The 18,307-nt window shown below is 63.4% G+C and carries 20 protein-coding genes; 8 read left to right on the plus strand and 12 right to left on the minus strand.

Annotated elements, in window-relative coordinates; translation table 11 throughout:
• Positions 1-8 precede the first annotated feature (8 nt).
• Positions 9-641 (minus strand): hypothetical protein, encoded by a 633-nt coding sequence (locus FJ936_RS00620; protein ID WP_015314433.1) that lies wholly within the window; start codon positions 639-641, stop codon positions 9-11.
• A 5-nt stretch (positions 642-646) separates the two neighbouring features.
• Positions 647-1,840, minus strand: coding sequence for a succinyl-diaminopimelate desuccinylase (gene dapE, locus FJ936_RS00625; RefSeq protein ID WP_015314432.1), 1,194 nt, complete (start codon positions 1,838-1,840; stop codon positions 647-649).
• A 125-nt stretch (positions 1,841-1,965) separates the two neighbouring features.
• Here dapE and FJ936_RS00630 point away from each other — a divergent pair, with 125 nt between their 5' ends.
• Complete coding sequence (locus FJ936_RS00630) at positions 1,966-3,009, plus strand: 2-dehydropantoate 2-reductase (protein ID WP_141905999.1); 1,044 nt, start codon at positions 1,966-1,968, stop codon at positions 3,007-3,009.
• On the opposite strand, the gene FJ936_RS00635 is transcribed toward FJ936_RS00630, so the two are convergent.
• The 4 genes from FJ936_RS00635 to dapD form a co-directional block, all read right to left on the minus strand.
• Complete coding sequence (locus FJ936_RS00635; protein ID WP_140824198.1) at positions 2,909-3,685, minus strand: hypothetical protein; 777 nt, start codon at positions 3,683-3,685, stop codon at positions 2,909-2,911. The two genes, FJ936_RS00630 and FJ936_RS00635, sit on opposite strands and share 101 nt — an antisense overlap.
• 68 nt (positions 3,686-3,753) lie before the next feature.
• Positions 3,754-4,137, minus strand: a complete 384-nt coding sequence (locus FJ936_RS00640; protein ID WP_027143826.1) for a DUF805 domain-containing protein — start codon at positions 4,135-4,137, stop codon at positions 3,754-3,756.
• The gene (locus FJ936_RS00645; RefSeq protein WP_140711703.1) at positions 4,130-4,492 is read right to left on the minus strand and encodes a DUF805 domain-containing protein; all 363 of its coding nucleotides are present in this window, start codon (positions 4,490-4,492) and stop codon (positions 4,130-4,132) included. The genes FJ936_RS00640 and FJ936_RS00645 overlap by 8 nt, the downstream gene beginning before the upstream one ends.
• A 71-nt stretch (positions 4,493-4,563) precedes the next feature.
• A complete protein-coding gene (gene dapD, locus FJ936_RS00650; protein ID WP_015314427.1) occupies positions 4,564-5,418 on the minus strand; it encodes a 2,3,4,5-tetrahydropyridine-2,6-dicarboxylate N-succinyltransferase in 855 nt (284 codons plus the stop codon).
• Between the two features lie 142 nt (positions 5,419-5,560).
• Here dapD and FJ936_RS00655 point away from each other — a divergent pair, with 142 nt between their 5' ends.
• On the plus strand, positions 5,561-6,409 hold the full coding sequence (locus tag FJ936_RS00655; RefSeq protein WP_015314426.1) for an LOG family protein: 849 nt from the start codon (positions 5,561-5,563) through the stop codon (positions 6,407-6,409).
• A gap of 84 nt (positions 6,410-6,493) precedes the next feature.
• Here FJ936_RS00655 and FJ936_RS00660 read toward each other — a convergent pair whose 3' ends face one another.
• Entirely contained in the window at positions 6,494-7,195 is a 702-nt protein-coding gene (locus tag FJ936_RS00660) for a pyrimidine 5'-nucleotidase (protein WP_141906000.1), read from the minus strand.
• A gap of 163 nt (positions 7,196-7,358) precedes the next feature.
• Between FJ936_RS00660 and FJ936_RS00665 the strand changes: the two genes are divergently transcribed.
• The 3 genes from FJ936_RS00665 to FJ936_RS00675 all read left to right on the plus strand — a co-directional run bounded on the left by FJ936_RS00665 (position 7,359) and on the right by FJ936_RS00675 (position 9,926).
• Entirely contained in the window at positions 7,359-8,120 is a 762-nt protein-coding gene (locus FJ936_RS00665; RefSeq protein ID WP_140615443.1) for a GGDEF domain-containing protein, read from the plus strand.
• 184 nt (positions 8,121-8,304) lie between these two features.
• Positions 8,305-8,490, plus strand: coding sequence for a hypothetical protein (locus FJ936_RS00670; RefSeq protein WP_140615216.1), 186 nt, complete (start codon positions 8,305-8,307; stop codon positions 8,488-8,490).
• Complete coding sequence (locus tag FJ936_RS00675) at positions 8,487-9,926, plus strand: GMC family oxidoreductase (protein ID WP_141906001.1); 1,440 nt, start codon at positions 8,487-8,489, stop codon at positions 9,924-9,926. Before FJ936_RS00670 ends, FJ936_RS00675 begins: the two co-directional genes overlap by 4 nt.
• A 225-nt stretch (positions 9,927-10,151) precedes the next feature.
• Here the strand turns inward: FJ936_RS00675 and FJ936_RS00685 are convergent, their stop codons facing one another.
• The 3 genes from FJ936_RS00685 to FJ936_RS00695 form a co-directional block, all read right to left on the minus strand.
• Positions 10,152-11,120, minus strand: coding sequence for an amino acid ABC transporter permease (locus FJ936_RS00685; protein WP_141906002.1), 969 nt, complete (start codon positions 11,118-11,120; stop codon positions 10,152-10,154).
• Positions 11,117-12,421 (minus strand): FAD-binding oxidoreductase, encoded by a 1,305-nt coding sequence (locus tag FJ936_RS00690; RefSeq protein WP_141906003.1) that lies wholly within the window; start codon positions 12,419-12,421, stop codon positions 11,117-11,119. Before FJ936_RS00690 ends, FJ936_RS00685 begins: the two co-directional genes overlap by 4 nt.
• Positions 12,422-12,500: 79 nt before the next feature.
• A complete protein-coding gene (locus FJ936_RS00695) occupies positions 12,501-13,265 on the minus strand; it encodes a transporter substrate-binding domain-containing protein (RefSeq protein ID WP_246671829.1) in 765 nt (254 codons plus the stop codon).
• A 423-nt stretch (positions 13,266-13,688) separates the two neighbouring features.
• Between FJ936_RS00695 and FJ936_RS00700 the strand changes: the two genes are divergently transcribed.
• A complete protein-coding gene (locus FJ936_RS00700) occupies positions 13,689-14,135 on the plus strand; it encodes an Lrp/AsnC family transcriptional regulator (protein ID WP_210161497.1) in 447 nt (148 codons plus the stop codon).
• A 69-nt stretch (positions 14,136-14,204) separates the two neighbouring features.
• Here the strand turns inward: FJ936_RS00700 and phhA are convergent, their stop codons facing one another.
• Positions 14,205-15,041 (minus strand): phenylalanine 4-monooxygenase, encoded by an 837-nt coding sequence (phhA, locus tag FJ936_RS00705; protein WP_141906004.1) that lies wholly within the window; start codon positions 15,039-15,041, stop codon positions 14,205-14,207.
• Between the two features lie 134 nt (positions 15,042-15,175).
• On the opposite strand from phhA, the gene FJ936_RS00710 reads away from it, so the two are divergent.
• Both FJ936_RS00710 and bchE read left to right on the plus strand, forming a co-directional pair.
• Positions 15,176-15,652 (plus strand): Lrp/AsnC family transcriptional regulator, encoded by a 477-nt coding sequence (locus FJ936_RS00710; protein ID WP_015314412.1) that lies wholly within the window; start codon positions 15,176-15,178, stop codon positions 15,650-15,652.
• A gap of 110 nt (positions 15,653-15,762) precedes the next feature.
• Positions 15,763-17,328 carry a magnesium-protoporphyrin IX monomethyl ester anaerobic oxidative cyclase gene (gene bchE, locus FJ936_RS00715; protein ID WP_141906005.1) on the plus strand — a complete coding sequence of 522 codons (1,566 nt, stop codon included), beginning with the start codon at positions 15,763-15,765 and terminating at the stop codon, positions 17,326-17,328.
• A 9-nt stretch (positions 17,329-17,337) separates the two neighbouring features.
• Here bchE and argB read toward each other — a convergent pair whose 3' ends face one another.
• Positions 17,338-18,231 (minus strand): acetylglutamate kinase, encoded by an 894-nt coding sequence (gene argB, locus FJ936_RS00720; RefSeq protein ID WP_023772298.1) that lies wholly within the window; start codon positions 18,229-18,231, stop codon positions 17,338-17,340.
• Positions 18,232-18,307: the final 76 nt, after the last annotated feature.

The raw sequence follows: 18,307 nt of genomic DNA on the forward strand, positions 1-18,307 counted from the left end.
CCCTGGTTCTATCCAGGATAAAGCCCGGAAAGGCTCTGGGCTCCGACATCGTCCGGCACGGAGATGCCAAGCAGCATCTGCAGCCCGAACAGCACCAGCAGCGAAGCGACGAACATGCCGACGAAAACGGCGGTGCCGAAGGCAGCGCCCCTGCCGATCGTCGCGTTGGTCATGCGCCAGGTCAGCACCATCGACAGGGAAAATAACAGCAGCGACACAAGGCTCGAGACCTGGCTTGCCGAGGACAGGAAAAGCCTGATCAGCGCCGAAGGCAGCATCAGCCAGGCGGTGATCGCCGAGGCCCAGTTGCTGGCCACGACATAGTGGACGAAGCGCCCGCCGATGCCGGCGCGCCGCGCCACCAAGGCGAGCGCCACCAGCGGCAGTACCCAGGAGCCGATATCGACTGTCGCCAGTCGCACCAGCATGCTGAAGCGGCCGGCGAAGGCATCGGGATCGCCGATCTCGTTGGCGATGCCGACCCAGCCGACGATCAGCGCCGGTGCCGCGACGATGATGGCGAAGAACGAATTCCAGAAGCCGTCGGCCGTGAGGTCGAGCAGGCGCAGGCCGTCGGCCTTGCCGAGCATCAGCCGCCAGGCGCCGGTCAGCGAAGCTTGGGTTTCGTCCGCCGAAAGCATGCTGATCAGCCCTGTCCGAACCAGTCGTCGATGAAGCGCTGGTAGATCCGCGTCAGCGTTTCCAGATCGGCGATGGCCACGCGCTCGTCGACCATGTGCATGGTCTTGCCGACCAGGCCGAATTCGACCACCGGGCAATAATCCTTGATGAAGCGCGCATCCGATGTGCCGCCGGAGGTGGATAGCGCCGGCTTTTTGCCGACCACCGCCTTGACCGAGCCGCTCAGCGTCTCGACCAGCCTGTCGTCGCGGGTCAGGAAGACGTGGCTCGGCCGGTCGCGCCAGACCAGCTCATAGTCGACTGGCGTCTTCTTGCCCGGCCGGTATTTCTTGCGCCCAGCCGCCTGATCGAGGCGGTTGTGGATTTCCGCCTGGACCGTCTCGGCCGTCCAGCTGTCGTTGAAGCGGATGTTGAAGGTGGCGGTTGCCTTGGCGGGAATGACGTTGGTGGCCGGGTTGCCGACATCGATGGAGGTCACCTCGAGGTTGGTCGGCTGGAAATCCTTGGTTCCCTTGTCGAAGACGGGATGCAGCAAGGCGTCCACCAGGCTCATCAGGCCGCGCACCGGGTTGTCGGCAAGCTGCGGATAAGCGGCATGGCCCTGGCGGCCATTGACGGTGATGCTACCCGACATCGAGCCGCGCCTGCCGATCTTGATCATGTCGCCGAGCGTGTCCGGATTGGTCGGCTCGCCGACGATCGAGGCGTCCCATTTCTCGCCTTTGGACGCGGCCCATTCGAGCAGCTTGACCGTGCCGTTGATGGCAGGCCCTTCCTCGTCGCCGGTGATCAGCAGCGAGACCGAGCCCTTCGGGCCACCATTCGCCTCGACGTGGCGCGCCACCGCGGCGATGAAGCAGGCAATGCCGCCCTTCATGTCGACCGCGCCGCGGCCGTACATTTCGCCGTTGGCGATGTCGGCGGCGAAAGGCGGATGCGTCCAGGCGGCTTCGTCGCCGACCGGCACCACGTCGGTATGACCCGCGAACATCAGATGCGGGCCATTGCCGGAGCGCCGTGCATAGAGGTTCTCGATGTCGGGCGTGCCGTCTTCGGAGAACACCGGCCGATCGACCAGGAAGCCGAGCGGCTTCAGCATCGCCTCCAGCGCGCTCAGCGCGCCGCCTTCGGCTGGTGTCACCGAGGCACAGCGGATGAGAGAGGCAAGGTTTGCGGCGGGGTCAGTCGGCAGCGTCATGGCAAAAGCGATAGTCGAAAGCGAATGGCCTGTCACGGCCAGACATAGGGCCAAGCCGATGGCCGACGATACCGCCGACATTATGGTTTTCATGTCGTATAGTTCTGGCTGATGCGGAGTAAGAGATGGCAAACGGCGAAAAAAGGATCGTCATTGCCGGCGCCGGCAGCATTGGCTGTTATGCCGGCGGCTGCGTGGCGCTCGCCGGGCGGCAGGTTGTCCTGCTTGCCAGGCCGCGCATCGAGGCAGCGCTGCGGCAGGGCGGATTGCGCGTCAGCGACCTCGAGGGCCGCGATCGCCTGATCAAGCCGGCAGAGCTTGCCGTCACCACCGATCCGGCCGCGGCCTTGCCGGAGGCCGATGTGATCCTGGTCACCGTCAAGAGTGGCGCGACGCGGGAAATGGCGGCACTCGTCAAAGCCCATGCCCGTCCCGATGCCGTGGTGGTGAGCCTGCAGAACGGCGTCGACAACGCTGACAGGCTGCGCGCGGCACTTGGCCAGCGAACGGTGCTGGCTGGCATGGTGCCGTTCAATGTCGTGCAATCAGCCGATGGAGAGCTGCCGTTGCGCGTCCACCGCGCCAGCGACGGCAAGGTTATGGTCGAAGAAGGCAATGCCGGCCTTGCCGATCTTCTCGACACCGAAGGCCTGGCTGTCGAAACGCGTGGCGATATGAAGGCCGTGCTGTGGGGCAAGCTTCTGATGAACCTGAACAATGCGCTGGTGGCGCTGTCAGGCCTGCCGCTGGCAACTGAACTCGCTGACCGGCGCTGGCGGCTGATCCTGGCCAGCCAGATCGACGAGGCCTTGCTGGCGATGAAAGCCTCCGGCATCGAGCCGGCGCGGATCGCCGGCCTGCGCCCGACGCTGCTGCCGAAGGTGCTCAGGTTGCCCGACTGGCTGTTCAAGCTCCTGGCCCGGCGCATGCTGGCGATCGATCTCGAGGCGCGCTCGTCGATGTGGGACGATCTGCAGCGTGGCCGGTCGACCGAGATCGACGACTTGCAGGGCGCTGTTTTGCGGCTCGCTGAAAAAGCCGGTACGCCGGCGCCGACGGTCCAGCTTATCAGCGCGCTGGTGCGCGCGGCGGAAGCCGAGCGGCTTGGCTCGCCAAGCCTGGTGCCGGGGAAGGTTGTGGCGCCGCCGTCCGGCCGTCGATCAACGTGATCTTCTGCCAGATCTTGCGCGACAGGTTGGACGCCAGGTTCTCGATGTCGTTGACGCCGTCGATGACGACGGCGTCATTGACGGATTGGGCGAACAGCGCCGCGATCTTGCCGGTGATCGACAGCATTTCGGAGCAATAGTCGAGATAGCGCGCGAGATCCGCGGCATTGGTGAGACGGGCCGGCGAATGCGCCGTCGGCTTGAAGCTGGCCGACAGCGCCGCCGGATCCTTGGTCAACTGGTGCATGTCGATGACATGGATCAGCGATCTGAGGCCGTGCAACTGGCGAAACACCTGCTTGCGCTTGATGCGCTCCTCGGTGCGGATCAGGGCCAGGAAGCCGAGCACGGCGAGGATGATCATGTTGATCGTGGCTTCGATGCCTTGCACCGACTGGACCGCGTCGTCGGCCTGGGAGATGTGAATGAGCGGCAGGATGGTGCCGACGAACAGGAAGATCAGCGCGCCCGCGATGACGGCGGCGACGATGATGCCACGCAGCCACCAGATAGGCGCTTCCAGGGCCTTGGCGGCCTTGGCCAGATCGCGCGACAGCGACACAAGTTCGGCGGCAACGCCGCGCAACCCGGCCTCCGGAAAACGGTCGGCCACACGCCCTTCCAGCCGCTCGGCGGTTTCGATGATCAGTTTCGGATCAAGCGTGCGGTAGCGCATGGCGATCCGATCGGCCCCCTAGGGCATGATGCCGAAAGTGTGAAGCGGTTTTCCGACGACGTCATGCTCTATTTCTTTGATTCTGCCGGCTCGTTGGTGCGCCGGCCATAACGGTTGGGTCCAGGCTGCCCTGGAAACAGGCACAACACAAGGAAGGCGACGATCGAGACGACCGGCACGAACAGGATCAGCGCTGCGATACCCGGCTTGTCGAGGTCGTGCAGCCGCTTCACCGCCAGCGCGATGTTCGACCACAGCGAGGCGATGAAGGCGATGAAGAAGATGAACGACCACATGTTGCTCTCGGCCGAACCCTCCGGCACCAGCGTGAAGCGGTACAGCGGAAATGCCTGGATGATGGCGACGAGCAACCCGCCGAGAAAATAGGCCGCGCGGCTGACGCGGCCCGAGGTCTTGAAGAAAAGCCAGTTGAGATCCGATCTTTCAGGCAAGCGGGTCCGATCCATATTGATTGGCACCCCTGGTGCCTTCGAGAATGCCGAGTTCGACCAGCAGCCAGATGCCACCGATGACGGGTACGAAGCCGATCAGCGTCCACCAGCCCGACTTGTTGCGGTCGTGCCAGCGTTTGGCATAGAGGGCAATCGCGAAATAGATCGATGCCAGCGCGAAGAGGATGCCGATGATGCCGATCTGGGCACCGCTGGCCGTGGTGAAACGCGTGCCGAGGATCGCATCGAGAATGAAAGCAATAATGCCGATAACGATGAATACGCCGATGCCGGCCCAGAACTTGCCCCGGTTGATGCGGCCATCAAAGCTTGTGAGCAGATATTTCCAGTCCATGTCACCCCTCCAGTTGAACCAGCGCGACCGATTGTCGCGCCGGCGGAAGGTGCGCCTGCCCGGCGGAAAGATCAATCGCGCAGCAATTCGTTGATCGAGGTTTTGGACCGGGTCTTGGCGTCGACCCGCTTGACGATGACGGCGCAGTAGAGACCTGGGCCCGGCTCGTTGTTTGGAAATGCCTTGCCCGGTAGCGAGCCGGCGACGACCACGGAATTCGGCGGCACCTCGCCATAGAAGATCTCGCCGGTGGCGCGGTCGACGATCTTGGTCGACTGGCCGATGAAGACGCCCATGCCCAGAACGGAGCCTTCGCGCACGATGCAGCCCTCGACCACTTCGGAACGCGCCCCGATGAAGCAATTGTCCTCGATGATGGTGGGGCCGGCCTGCATCGGCTCCAGCACGCCGCCGATGCCGACGCCGCCCGAAAGGTGCACGTTCTTGCCGATCTGGGCGCAGGAGCCGACCGAGGCCCAGGTATCGACCATGGTGCCGCTATCGACATAGGCGCCGACATTGACGAAGGACGGCATCAAAACCGCGCCCGGCGCGACATAGGCCGAACGGCGCACGATCGACGACGGCACGGCGCGGAAGCCCGCCTTCTCGAAATCGACGGCGCCCCACCCGTCGAACTTGGACGCCACCTTGTCCCACCACACGGCCTCGCCGGGGCCGCCCTTGATGATCTCCATCGGATTGAGCCGGAAGGAGAGCAGCACCGCCTTCTTCAGCCACTGGTTGACATGCCACTTGCCGTCGGCCTGCCGCTCGGCGACGCGGGCGGTGCCGCGGTCGAGCAGGTCGAGTGCCGACTGGATGGCGTCGCGCACCTCGCCGCGGGTCGCGGTCGAAATGGCGTCGCGTTCCTCGAAGGCCCTGTCGATGGTCTTTTCGAGGCTCGCCAGATCGGGCTTCGACATGAATTTGCTCCATTACCAAGCTGTTAAGGGCTGCGCCTTAACCTGTTTAAAAGTCGCGCGGACCCTATGTTAAGGTGGAATGGGGGTCAATCGCGCCAGCGTCATGGGACGGCGCAAGTAAAGGAATGGACGGGTGGATTCGATGACTCCCATGGAAAAGGCGGGATGGACGCCGCTGCCGCACTCGGATGAGGATCTGGAGCGGTCGAAAAGCGTGCCGGACACGCCGCAAACGCGGGCCGAGACCTACCGCCTGGCCTGGAACGATCCCGACTTCATGACCCGGCGCGAGCTGCGCGCCGTCAGGCTGCAACTGGAACTGCTGAAGCCGGAAATGATCCTCGCCGAGCGCGGCATTCGTTCGACCGTGATCCTGTTCGGCGGCGCGCGCCTGCCGGAGCCCGGCGGCGAGGCCTGGGCGGCCAAGAACGAGATGCAGAAGAAGAACCTTGAGGAAAACAGCAAATATTACGAGGAGGCGCGCAAATTCGCCCGCCTCTGCTCGCAGCAGTCGGCCACGTCATATTATCGCGAATATGTGGTGGTGACCGGTGGCGGTCCGGGCGTCATGGAAGCGGGAAACCGCGGCGCCGACGATGTCGGCGCGCCGTCGATCGGACTCAACATCGTGCTGCCGCACGAGCAGGCGCCGAACCCCTATGTGACGCCGGAGCTCTGTTTCAACTTCCACTATTTCGCGATCCGCAAGATGCACTTCGTCATGCGCGCCAAGGCCGTGGCGGTGTTTCCCGGCGGCTTCGGCACGATGGACGAGTTCTTCGAGACGCTGACGCTGATCCAGACCGGGCGCATGGAGCGCGTGCCGGTGATCCTGTTCGGCAAGTCCTTCTGGAAGCGGGCAATCGACCTCGACTTCCTCGCCGAGCAGGGCACGATCAGCCCGGGCGACCAGGACATCATCGATTTCGTCGACACAGCCGACGAAGCCTGGGGCATCATCAGCCGCTTCTACAAGCTAGGGAGTGAGTGAGTGAGTAGGCAGTAGGAATTAGTGAGTAGGGATTAGTCAGTAGTGAGCGAGCGAAAGGTGTGCTCCTCCACTACTCACTACTCACTACTCACTACTCACTATTCCCGTCAAAAATTCCGCGAGATCGTCGGTGACGTAGTCGACGTCTTCCTGCGCCGGGTCGCGTTCCCAGATTTCCGAGAAGGTCGGCTCGAAATTGCGCGGCACCACGAGAACCGTGGTCATGCCCAGCGACTTCGGCACGGCCAGGTTGCGGGCGAGGTCCTCGAACATCACCGCATTGTGGCCGGTGACGGCGTGCAGTTCGGCGAACTTCTCGTAGGTCTGGCGCGCCGGCTTGGGATTGAGGCCGGCAGCGACGATATCGAAAATGTCGTCGAAATGGTCGAGGATGCCAAGTTGGCGCGCGGTGCGCTCGGCATGCCTGCGGTCGCCATTGGTGAAGATGAACTTGCGGCCGGGAAGCTGGCGGATGGCGGTGCCGAGAACAGGATCGGGCACCAGCCACGAATAGTCGATGTCATGGACCTTCTCCAGAAAGTCGTCGGGATCGATGCCGTGGCGCGTCATCAGTCCGTTCAGCGTCGTGCCGTATTCGCGATAGAGCTCCTTCTGCAGCTTGCGCGCCTCCTCGCGCGGCAGCGCCAGCAGTTCCCCGACATAGGCGGTCATCTTGACGTCGATCTGCGAGAACAGATTCGAGTGATGCGGGTAGAGCGTGTTGTCGAGGTCGAACACCCAGTCGGTGACATGGGCGAAGCGGGCGGGATCGGGAAGCGTGGTCATGCGCTCCTTATGGCATGAAACAGGGATTCTGAAAGGGACTTTATCCACAACTTATGCGCGTCGAGAGTGGCGGAAATGGCCCCACGATTCAAATTTTAGCCATCCCGGAAAGGTGGCCTTCAGGGCTTGCTGGCACAGAGACAAGTCCTGTGGGGAGCCCGCGATGAACAGCATTATTCTCAAATCCGCCGCCATCGCCTTCGCCTCCGTCGCTGCCTCGCTCCTGCTGACATTGATCATAGTCCCAGCGATGGGATTCCCGGTCACGCGCACGATCTGGCTGACGTCGACGGTCTGTCCGCTGGTCCTTGCCTGGACGGCATGCGCCGGCACGTTCTGGCAGAGCGACAGGTTGAAAAATGCCCATCGCGAATTGGCCCGTGCCCATGCCCAACTCGCCGCGGCGCACCGCCGCCTGGCGGAAAAGGCGAGCCGCGACGACATGACCGGCATGCTCAACCGGGAAAGCTTCTTTGCCGCGTTGGACGGCTCCCGGCGCAAGTCCGACCGCGGCGCGCTGCTGATCATCGACGCCGATCATTTCAAGAAGATCAATGACAATTTCGGTCACCTGACCGGGGACGACGCGCTGCTGTTGATCGCCAGCGCCATCGAGCGCGGCGTGCGCAGCGGCGACGTGCTCGGCCGGATCGGCGGCGAGGAGTTCGGCGCGTTTCTGACCGGAGCCACGGAACAGGAGGCCAAGCGCGTTGCCGAACGGATCCGTCGCGAGGTCGAACTGATCCGCTTCCGACCCGTCGATGAGCGAACCATTCCGTTGACCGTTAGCATCGGCGGCACCGTGTGCGGCGAGGATGTCAACGTATCGGACCTGATGCGCGCCGCGGACCGGCGCCTCTACCAGGCCAAGCATGCGGGCCGCAACCTGACGATCCTCGATACCGACATTTCCGAAGCCGCATGAGCGGGTTGGCCAGCACACCCGGCCGGTTAAGAAATCTCTAACCCTGTTTGCATCCGGTTGTGCCGCTTGTCAGGCTTTTTACCGCCTTGAGGCCATGCTTGGCACGATACTGGCTTCCGTGACGATGCGTGTGCCGTTCGGGGAATGTCATACGCGCATCGAAGTCCCAGCCGAGAGGCCTGTCATGAGTTTCCTGATCAAAAAAATGTCGCGCCGCACGCTCGTGCAGGCGCTGATCGCCCTGCCTGCCCTGTCCTTGTTCCGCAAGCTGCCTGATGCCGACGCCACCCATGCCGGTTCATCCCGGGCCAATCCCGACGAGATCGTCGAGGTCAATGGCTGGATCCTGAAGCGGAGCGACCTGGCATGATCTTCGACAGCTACGACGCGTATCGCGCCGCCAATTTCGCGCCAAAGGTCTGTGTCCTTGGTTCCGGCCCCGCCGGCACCACGATCGCCAGGAAACTTGGCGCGGCCGGCATCCCGGTCGTGGTGCTGGAAGCCGGCTCGCGGGAATTCAGCGACGAGTCGCAGGATTTCTACCGCGGCACCACGGTCGGCGATTCCTACTTCGATCTCGATATCACGCGGTTGCGGTTCATGGGCGGCAGTTCCAATCACTGGGCCGGTTGGTGTCGCGTGCTCGACAAACAGGATTTCGAGCCGAAAGCCTGGGCACCCGACACCGGCTGGCCTATCCGGCGCGCCGACATCGAACCCTATCTTGCGGAAGTGCGCGATATCCTCGACCTTCCAGATTTCCGGCCAGATGTGCCGATCTCGGACGACATTCGCTGGGTGCAGCTGATCAAGAGCCCGGCGGTCCGGTTTGCAGAAAAGTTCGGCGACCAACTCGACCAGAGCAAAAACATCGCCGTCGTGCTCAACACCTACGCCACCGAGCTTGCCGGAGATGGCAAACGCGTGACTGGCGCCAGATTATGGTCCAACGGGCAGGACGCCGGCTCGTTCAGCGCCGACTATTTCATCGTCTGCACCGGCGGACTGGAGAATTCCCGGCTGCTTTTGTGGTCCAACCGGCGCTCCAACGGCGGCGTCGTGCCGAACGCGACGGCGCTTGGCCGCTACTGGATGGAGCATCCGACCTTCGAGGGCGGCAATGCCATCCTGGCCGACGACGGCGCGTTCGAGGTCGATGCCGTCAAGGAGGCCTTCTTCTCGCCGATGGCTGCCGCGATGGAACGGCTCAAGATCATGAATTTCGGCATCAGGCTGATCGAGACTCCCTATCCGGGCGTCAAGAGCCTGATCGCTGATCTTGCCTGTACGGCGCCGCACATGGCGGAATGGGTGTCGGGCAAGCTCGACCAGAACCTGCGTTGCGCCGCTCAGCTTTATGTCGCCTGGGAACAGGCGCCGCTAGCTTCGAACCAGATCGAGCTGTCGAAGACCGAGGTCGACCATGCCGGCGTGCCGCGCATCGAACTGCACTGGAAGAAATCGGAACTGGAACGCCGCACCCTTCTCGAAGGCTTGAGGCTGTTCGGCACGACGCTTGCCCAGAAGAACCTGGGCCGGGTGCGCATTGCCGACTGGATCTCGAAGGGCGATGATTATCCGACCAACGAAGAGACGGCGGGCCACCATCATATGGGCGGCACGCGCATGGGCACCGACGTCACCAGGAGCGTGGTGGACGCCAACTGCAAGGTGCATGGCATGGACAATCTCTATGTCGGCGGCTCTTCGGTCTTTTGCGCGTCGGGACAAGCCAACCCAACGACGACAATCACCGCGCTCGCCTGCCGGCTGGGTGAGCATCTGAGCAAGGTGATCACGGTCTGAGCGCAGTCGTCGTCCTGCTCGGATCACCACCTGTTCTGCCGACGCCAAGGATGGCGCCGGGAGAGGCTCAAAAGCCATAGAGGGCGATGCGCACCAGCACGGCGGCGGCTGCGAGCGACACCAGCCGGCGCTTCGTCACCGCCGCGCTCGACCTGCAGCGCGACCAGCTTGTGCGGCTGAAGGCCGAGGCACCGCAGCCGCGCTGATTTTAGGCGTCAAACCTACCTAGCGGTCCGATCGGCCGAAGCGCCGTTCGAGATAGGCCTGGCCGAATTCCAGCGCGATCGACAGGATCCAATAGATCATCGAGGCGGTGATCAGCATCTCGATATGGCGGAACTCCGTCTGGCCCATCGTGCGGGCGAGATACATGATCTCCCAGACGCCGACGACCGACACCAGCGAGGAATCCTTCAGCATGGCGATGAACTGGTTGCCGGTCGGCGGGATGATGACGCGCATGGCCTGCGGCAGGATGACCAGCGCCATGGTCTGGCCGGGGCTCAGGCCGAGCGCCGTGGCGCCTTCGCTTTGGCCGCGCGGGATGCTTTCGATGCCGGCGCGGAAGATCTCGGTCATGTAGGCGCCATAACACAGCGACAGGGCCACGATGCCGGCCGGCACCGCGCCGATCACATAGCCGACCTGCGGCAGGCCGAGATAGATGATGTAGATCTGCATCAGCAACGGCAGGCCGCGAAACAGCGACGTGTAGAAGGTGGCCAGCCCGTAGACGATGCCGTTGCCGGTCAGTTTGGCGATGGCCCCGATAAGCGCGATGGTCGTTGCGATGAGAATCGAGATCGCCGAAATGTAAAGCGTCGTGGTGACGCCCTGGGTGATCAGGAAGCCAACCTTCCTGGCAATGAAGGCAAAGGAGAGGTCGAAGGAATAGAAGAACAGCATCAGCAGCGCGAACAGCTCGATCCAGACGCCGGCGATCTGCTGGCGTCGGGGCAGGAGCAGCAGCAGCTTGCAATTCACCAGAACCAGGAGCGCGATCAACACGGCCGAGAGGGCGCGCGACAAGGCTGGATTGGCCTGCAACCAGTCGGATGCAAGCGGCATCACCGAGCCGATCCAGCTCGACTTGATGCCCATGGCGTAGAGGGCCGCGGCCAGCAGCGCGGGAAAAAGCGCGGCCGCCGCGTGGCGGGCAAGCCCTGGATGGGAGAGCATCAGCCTGCCGATCATGCCGTCACCTTGTCTTTGGTGGTGGCGCGGCGTTCCCGCCACCAGTCCTGCGCCTGCAGTTTCCAGTAGGTGAGCTGCGCGGCGGCAAGGCCACCGGCGCCGCCGGCCCAGCTCAGTCCGAATGGCGCGAACTGCCGATACCGGTCCGAAGCGCCCAGAATGCCCTCGGCGACTACTTTTCCGGCGATCGCCGTGGTGTTGAGGCCATGGCCACCAAAAGCGGTGCAGTACCAGACGCCTGATTGCAGCTCCCCGATCTGGGGCATCAGATGTCGGGCATAGGACATCAGCCCCGACCAGGCCAATTCGGTCTTGAGGCCGGCGAGCTGCGGATAGGTGCCAACCATTTCGCGGCGCAATTCGCGCCCCAGCGCGTCGGCGGAAGCGGCACGCGTGGTGATGCGCCCGCCCCACAAAAGGCGATTGCCGCTCTCGACCAGACGATAATAGTCGCCGGCCCGCCTGTTGTCGCCGACGGCATCGGTGGTGGCGACGGCTTGCGCGATGAGGCGGGGAGCCGCCTCGGAAACCATCACATAGGTCGCGATGGGCAGAAAGGCGCGGTAGAGCTGGCCGAACACCGGGCCGGTATAGCCGCCGGTCGCGAGCACGATCTGGGGCGCCCGAAGCGTGCCCTGGCTCGTGCGCAGCATCTTTTGCGGTCCCGACAGGTCGCATTGCACGACCTCGGAACTCTCATGGATCTTGCCGCCCAGCCGCTCGATCTCGTCGGCCAGGCAACGCAGATAGTTGAGCGGATGGATGTGAAAGGCGTTCGGGTCGCGCAGGCCCTGGTGGTAGCGAGCCGACTTCAGCACCGCGCGCACGTCTTCGCCGCGCAGATATTGAAGCTCGTAACCGTGGTCGCGTGCCATCTGGTCGGCATAGGCCTTCAGCGCATCGCCGCCGTCGTAGCGCAAGACGCTGAGCAGGCCGGCACGCGGCTGGGCGGCCGATATTCCGAGCGCTTCGATGGTGTCGCGCACGAATTCCATGCCTTCGATCGACAGCCGGTGCAGGTCGCGCGCTGCCTCCTCGCCGACACGTGCGGCGATAGTGTCGCCGCCGGTGGCGAAGCCGGGCGTGACGAAGCCGCCATTGCGTCCCGAAGCGCCGAAACCGACGACCTGGGCTTCCAGCACGACGACGTGCAATCCGGCGCGCGCCAGCTGCAGCGCTGTCGTCAGCCCGGCCAATCCGGCGCCGACGACGGCCACGTCACATCGCGTCTCGCCTTTGAGCGGGGGCCGCGTCTTCCGGTCGGTCAGGGTGCGGGCGTAATAGGTGTCCGGATAGGCCATCGACGACTTTGCGGTGAGGGGCATTCATGAGGTGGGGTGACGCCCGCCGGCTGCCGAGGAGGCAGCCGGCGGCATGACATTACTTGGCGCTGTAGTCCTTGCCGTACCACTTCGTGGTCAGCGCGGCGAGCGTGCCGTCCGTCTTCATTTCGGTGATGATGCCCCCGACCTTCGCGGTCCACTCGGGATCCTTCTTCTCGGCGATGACGACGAGCGGCTCGCGGAAGGCGTACTCGCCTTCCAGGATCTTCACGGGATAGCCGTTCTTGATGGCGTTCTGCGCCGTCTGTTCCGGCGCGATCACGGCATTCAGGCGCACGCCGTCGCCAAGCCGCAGGTCATCGAAGGGAAGCATGGAATCGGCGTAGGTGCGGATCTCGCCCGGCTCGAGCTTGTATTCGATGGGAGCCAGGCCAGGCGCGTCGATTTCGAGCTTGCGGCGGATGAAATCCTCCGAGGTGGTGGCAGTCTCGACGCCGATGATCTTGCCGTTGAGATCGGCGACCGACTTCGCGCCGCTGTCCTTGTGCAGGACATAGACGTAGGGGCTGTAATAATAGATGCCGACAAAGTCGATCACCTTGGAGCGGGCTTTTGTCGGCGTGACCGATCCGACGCCAAGGTCGTAGCGTCCCTGCCAGCGCCCGCCGGTCAGCGTCGCCCAGTCGGGCGTTTCGAACGAGACGTCGACACCAAGCCGCTTGCCGATCTCGCGCGAGACATCGATGTCGAAACCGGCGAGTTCGTTGCTGTCGTTGAGAAAGCTCTGCGGCGGCCAGGCCGCGTTGGTGGCGATGACCATCGCCTTTTTCGACGTGACGCGGTCCAAGGTTTCACCGGCCATGGCTGCCGTCGTGATGGCGAATGTCGCGGCGGCAAGAACGGCTAAATCGAGCAGTTTTTTCAAAGTTATCCCTCCCTTGTGGTTGAACTGATAGGTTGAGTGACCGACATCGAACCTCAGCGCTTTAGCGACGGGTTCAACCCGATCGGTTTCGGGTTTTGCCCATCACAGCCGAAGCTGATTCCCCCTGATGGACCGGCGTTCGTGACCCCAGACAGTCAGGTCGCAAAAAGAAGGGTTCCACCCGGCGAAATGCGGGATAATGGCGATCGCGCAGTCATTGCGTCCCTTGAGACGACAAAGTGCCGGATATGTTCGCCTTGTTCCGTTCGCCGCTGCCAGTATTGCGGATTGTCGCGGGGGCTGTTCAGCCGATAGGATCGCGCGGTGGTTACTAAGCGGATCTAGCGAGAGGTTTTGTTTGTGGAATTGACCGAGAAGGATCGTCAGTTGCTCGCGCTGATGCAGAAGAATGCGCGTGAGCCGGTCGCGTCACTGGCACGACAGCTCGGCGTGTCGCGGACAGCGCTGCAGGAGCGGATCCAGAAGCTGGAGGCCGGCGGCATCATCGAAGGCTATACCGTGCGGCTGGCCAAGACGGTGGCCCAGAACGCCGTCCACTGTTTTACCCTCGCCGCCCTGAACAACAAGAGCTATCCGGACGTCTCCAGAAGGATCAAGGCGATGCCCTCGATCCAGGCGGTCTATGCCATAACCGGTGAATGGGATCTGATCATCCATCTTGCCGCCGAGACGCTCGAGAAGCTGAACCGGGAGGTGAATGCCCTGAATGAAATCAGCGGCGTCGTCAAAACCGCTTCCCATGTGGTGATGGAGACGAAGTTCAACCGGACCATCTACGCTCTGTAGGAATGGCGGGATGTCCCGGCGGCGGAGGAGAACTCGGCCAGCCGGGACGTTGTGCCCATGCCGCCGAAATTACACCGTCGCCGGGTCGAGCGCTGGTTGGCCCTTGCGGCGCGCGACGATCGCTTCGAAATCCGCCGCCTGGAAGGCATCGCGCAAGGCGTCGAAGGACGGCAACACGAAATAGGCGCGCTGGAACTTGTCGATCTCGTAGCCGGTGCGCATCACCGTTTCCAGATCGAACGGTACATGGTGGGCGTCCTTGCTCTCGACAGCGAACTGCAACTCGGTGAACGACGACATCAGGCCGGCGCCAAACGCCTTCAGCTTCTGGCCGTCCTCCTGCATCAGGCCATATTCAGCCGTGTACCAGTAGAGCCGGGTGATCATCTCGTCGCCGCCCAGCGCAATAATGTCGCCGGCCTTCTTGCCATACATCTGCATGAAATCGGCAAACACCGGCTGCGACAGGACCGGCACATGGCCGAAGAAGTCATGGAACATGTCCGGCTCGACGATGTAGTCGAGTTCCTGCCTGGTCCGCAGCCAGTTGGTGACCGGGAAGCGGCGGTTGGCGAGGTGGTCGAAGAAAGGTGCGGCCGGGATGAGGCCCGGCACGGCGACGATTTCCCAGCCGGTCAGCTTGCGCAGTTTGGTGCTGACGTCCTCGAAATCGGGGATGCGGTCGAGCAGGCCGAGCTTCTCGACACCGTCGAGATAGGAGTGATGGGCGAGCTTTTGCGTCAGCTTGGTCTGGCGGTCGCACAGCGTGCGCCACACCGCCTGCTCCTCGGTCGAATAGTCATAAGCCTGCGCCACGGTGAAATCCGCGCGGCACACCGAATAGTCCCCGCGCAACCCTTGCGCCGCGCAGTCGCGGGCGTATTCGGCAACGCTCATCGTCGTCATGGGTTTTCTCCTCGCATCAATGGTTGACGTGCCGCAAGGCTAACCCGATCTGCCGAGGCAATTCGGTTTTGATGGTGGCTCCTCCGCCACATTCGAGATACTATTCACTCACAATTCGCATCGGATGAGTGAAAATGCCTCAATTCGACGATTTCGAGATCAAGATGCTGGATGTCCTGCAACGCAACGGTCGCAAACCCGTTTCCGAGCTGGCGCAGGAGGTCGGCCTCTCCACCACGCCCTGCGCCCGGCGCTTCGAGGCGCTGCAGGAAGCCGGCATCATCAAGGGCTTTGCCGCGGTGATCAGCCGCCGCGCCGTCGGCCTGATGGTCGAGGTATTCATCCAGGTGCGCCTCGTCAGCCACAGCGACGGCTCGCCCGAGAGCTTCATTGCAGCCGTTCAGCGCATGGACGAGGTTTCGTCGTGCTGGACCATGACCGGCGACCACGACTTTTTGCTGCATGTCATGGTGCCATCGGTCGACGAGCTCAACGCCTTCGTCATGCATAGGCTGATGCGGCTCGACGGCGTGCGCGACGTCCACACGCAGCTGGTGCTGCAGAACATCAAGGGACCCGGCCACGTGCCGCTCGCCCATCTCAGGCGGTGATGCGCATCCGCGTTTCTGCGGAAAAGCTGCAAGCAAACTGCTGAGCTCGGCCCTTTCGGTGGCCAGCTCTACAACCAGCATGCACGGACCATTCCTCCCGGAGGTCCGCCATGAAAATCGTCCTGATCAATCCGCCGCACACCGCCATCGGCAGCCGCGTGCCGGACGATCACTTGCCGCCGCTTGGCCTGCTGGCGATCGGCGGCCCGCTGCTCGATGCCGGTCATCAGGTGCGGCTCGTCGATGCCGAGTTCGGGCCGATGCCGCTCGCCTCGGTTGTCGCGGAGGCCCTGAAGGACTGTCCCGACTTCGTTCTGATAGGCCATTCCGGCTCGACCTCGGCACATCCGACCGCCTTGTTGATCGCCGGGATGATCAAGGCGCGCGCGCCGGCGACGATCATCCTCTATGGCGGCGTCTTCCCTACCTATCACTGGCGTGACATCCTGGCGTCAACCGACGCCTTCGACTTCATCGTGCGCGGCGAGGGCGAGGCGACCGTGGTGGCGCTGGTCGAGGCGCTGGAGATGCGCCAGCCGCCGGCAAGCGTGGCCGGCATCGCCTGCCGCGACGATCTTGACCGTCCCTTCGCCACGCAAGCGGCGATGACCATCGCCGACCTCGACGCCTACCGCGTCGGCTGGGAGCTGATCGACCACCGCAGATACAGCTACTGGGGAGGCAAGCGTGCGGTGGTCATGCAGTTTTCGCGCGGCTGCCCGCATCTGTGCAATTATTGCGGCCAGCGCGGCTTCTGGACCCGCTGGCGGCATCGCGACCCAGTCAAGTTCGCCAAGGAGATCGCCTGGCTGCACCGCGGGCATGGCGTCGAACTGATCAACCTGGCGGATGAAAATCCGACAGTTTCTAAAAAGGCCTGGCGCGCCTTTCTCGAAGCCTTGATTGCCGAGGATGTGCCGGTGCTGATCGTCGGCTCGACTCGCGCCGACGATATCGTGCGCGATGCCGACATGCTGCACCTCTACCGCCAGGCCGGTGTCATCCGCTGGCTGCTCGGCATGGAAAACACCGACGAGCAGACGCTGCAATTGATCCGCAAGGGCGGCAGTACCTCGTCCGACCGCGAAGCGATACGGCTGCTGCGGAAGCACGGCATCCTGTCCATGGCGACCTGGGTGGCCGGCTTCGAGGATGAGGGATTTCGCGATCTGTGGCGCGGCTTTCGCCAGCTCCTCGCCTATGACCCCGACCAGATCCAGGCGCTCTATGTGACGCCGCATCGCTGGACGCCGTTTTTCCGCATCGCGCGGGACCGAAAGGTCATCCAGAGGGATGCCCGCCTGTGGGATTACAAGCACCAGGTGCTGCACATGACCCGGCTGAAGCCGTGGATGCTGTTCTTCTCGGTCAAGCTGATTGAGCTCGCCGTGCAGTCGAGGCCGAAGGCGCTGGCGCGCATCCTGTTCCACCCCGATCCCGAGCAGCGGCATTCGATGCGCTGGTACACGCAGATGGGCCGCCGCGTCTGGTTCCGCGAGGTCTGGGGTTTTCTGGTGACCGACCGCCGTGTGAAAGGCGGCCCGACGCTCGCCGAATTCTGGGGCGCACCGCAGGACACTGAGGAGGAATCGATGGTTGTCCGGCGGCCGGTTACAAAGCCGGAGCTTCCCGCGCCCGTAAATCGCCGCCTGCCAGGCAGAAGATTAGCCGGCTGAAAAGAAGCATTATGGCACGATCAGTGTGCCGGCGCCGTGTTCGGTGAAAAGTTCGAGCAGCACCGAATGCGGCGTCTTGCCGTTGAGGATGACAACGCCTTCGACGCCACGCTCGATCGCCTCGATGCAGGTCTCGACCTTGGGGATCATGCCGCCGGAAACCGTGCCGTCCTTGATCAGCGCCTTGGCCTCGGCGACCGTCAACTCGTCGATCAGCTTCTTGTCCTTGTCGAGCACGCCCGGCACGTCGGTGAGGAACAGCAGGCGCGAGGCCTTGCATGCGCCGGCGATGGCGCCGGCGAAAGTGTCGGCGTTGATGTTGTAGGTATGGCCATCGCGGCCGGGCGCGACCGGCGCCAGCACGGGGATCATTTCGGAGCGCGCCAGAAGGTCTAGCAGCGTGCGGTCGACCTCGACCGGCTCGCCGACAAAGCCGAGATCGAGCACGCGCTCGATGTTGGAATCGGGGTCGATCATCGTCTTGCGCGCCTTTTCGGCGAACACCATATTGCCGTCCTTGCCGCACAGGCCGATCGCCCATTCGCCCTCGGCGTTGATCAGCGCGACGATCTCCTTGTTGATCGACCCGGCCAGCACCATCTCGACGATCTCGACCGTCTTCTGGTCGGTGACGCGCAAGCCGCCCTCGAACTTGGATTCGATGCCCATCTTGGCCAGCATGGCGCCGATCTGCGGTCCGCCGCCATGGACGACGATCGGGTTGACGCCGGACTGCTTGAGCAGCGCGATGTCGCGGGCGAAGGCCTTGCCGAGTTCGAGATCGCCCATGGCATGGCCGCCATATTTCACCACGACCGTCTTGTGCTCGTAGCGCTGCATGTAGGGCAGCGCGCGCGACAAGAGGGCGGCCTGCATTTCGGCGGTGGCGGCGACGTCCGTCATCGGCGTGGTTCCCTGGTATTTGGTTTTATGCATGTCGTTGTCCCAAACCGCTGGGCACTTTTGGGCGACATGCATC

Origin of the sequence: Mesorhizobium sp. B2-4-13, assembly GCF_006658535.1 — a bacterium.
GTDB lineage: Bacteria > Pseudomonadota > Alphaproteobacteria > Rhizobiales > Rhizobiaceae > Mesorhizobium > Mesorhizobium australicum.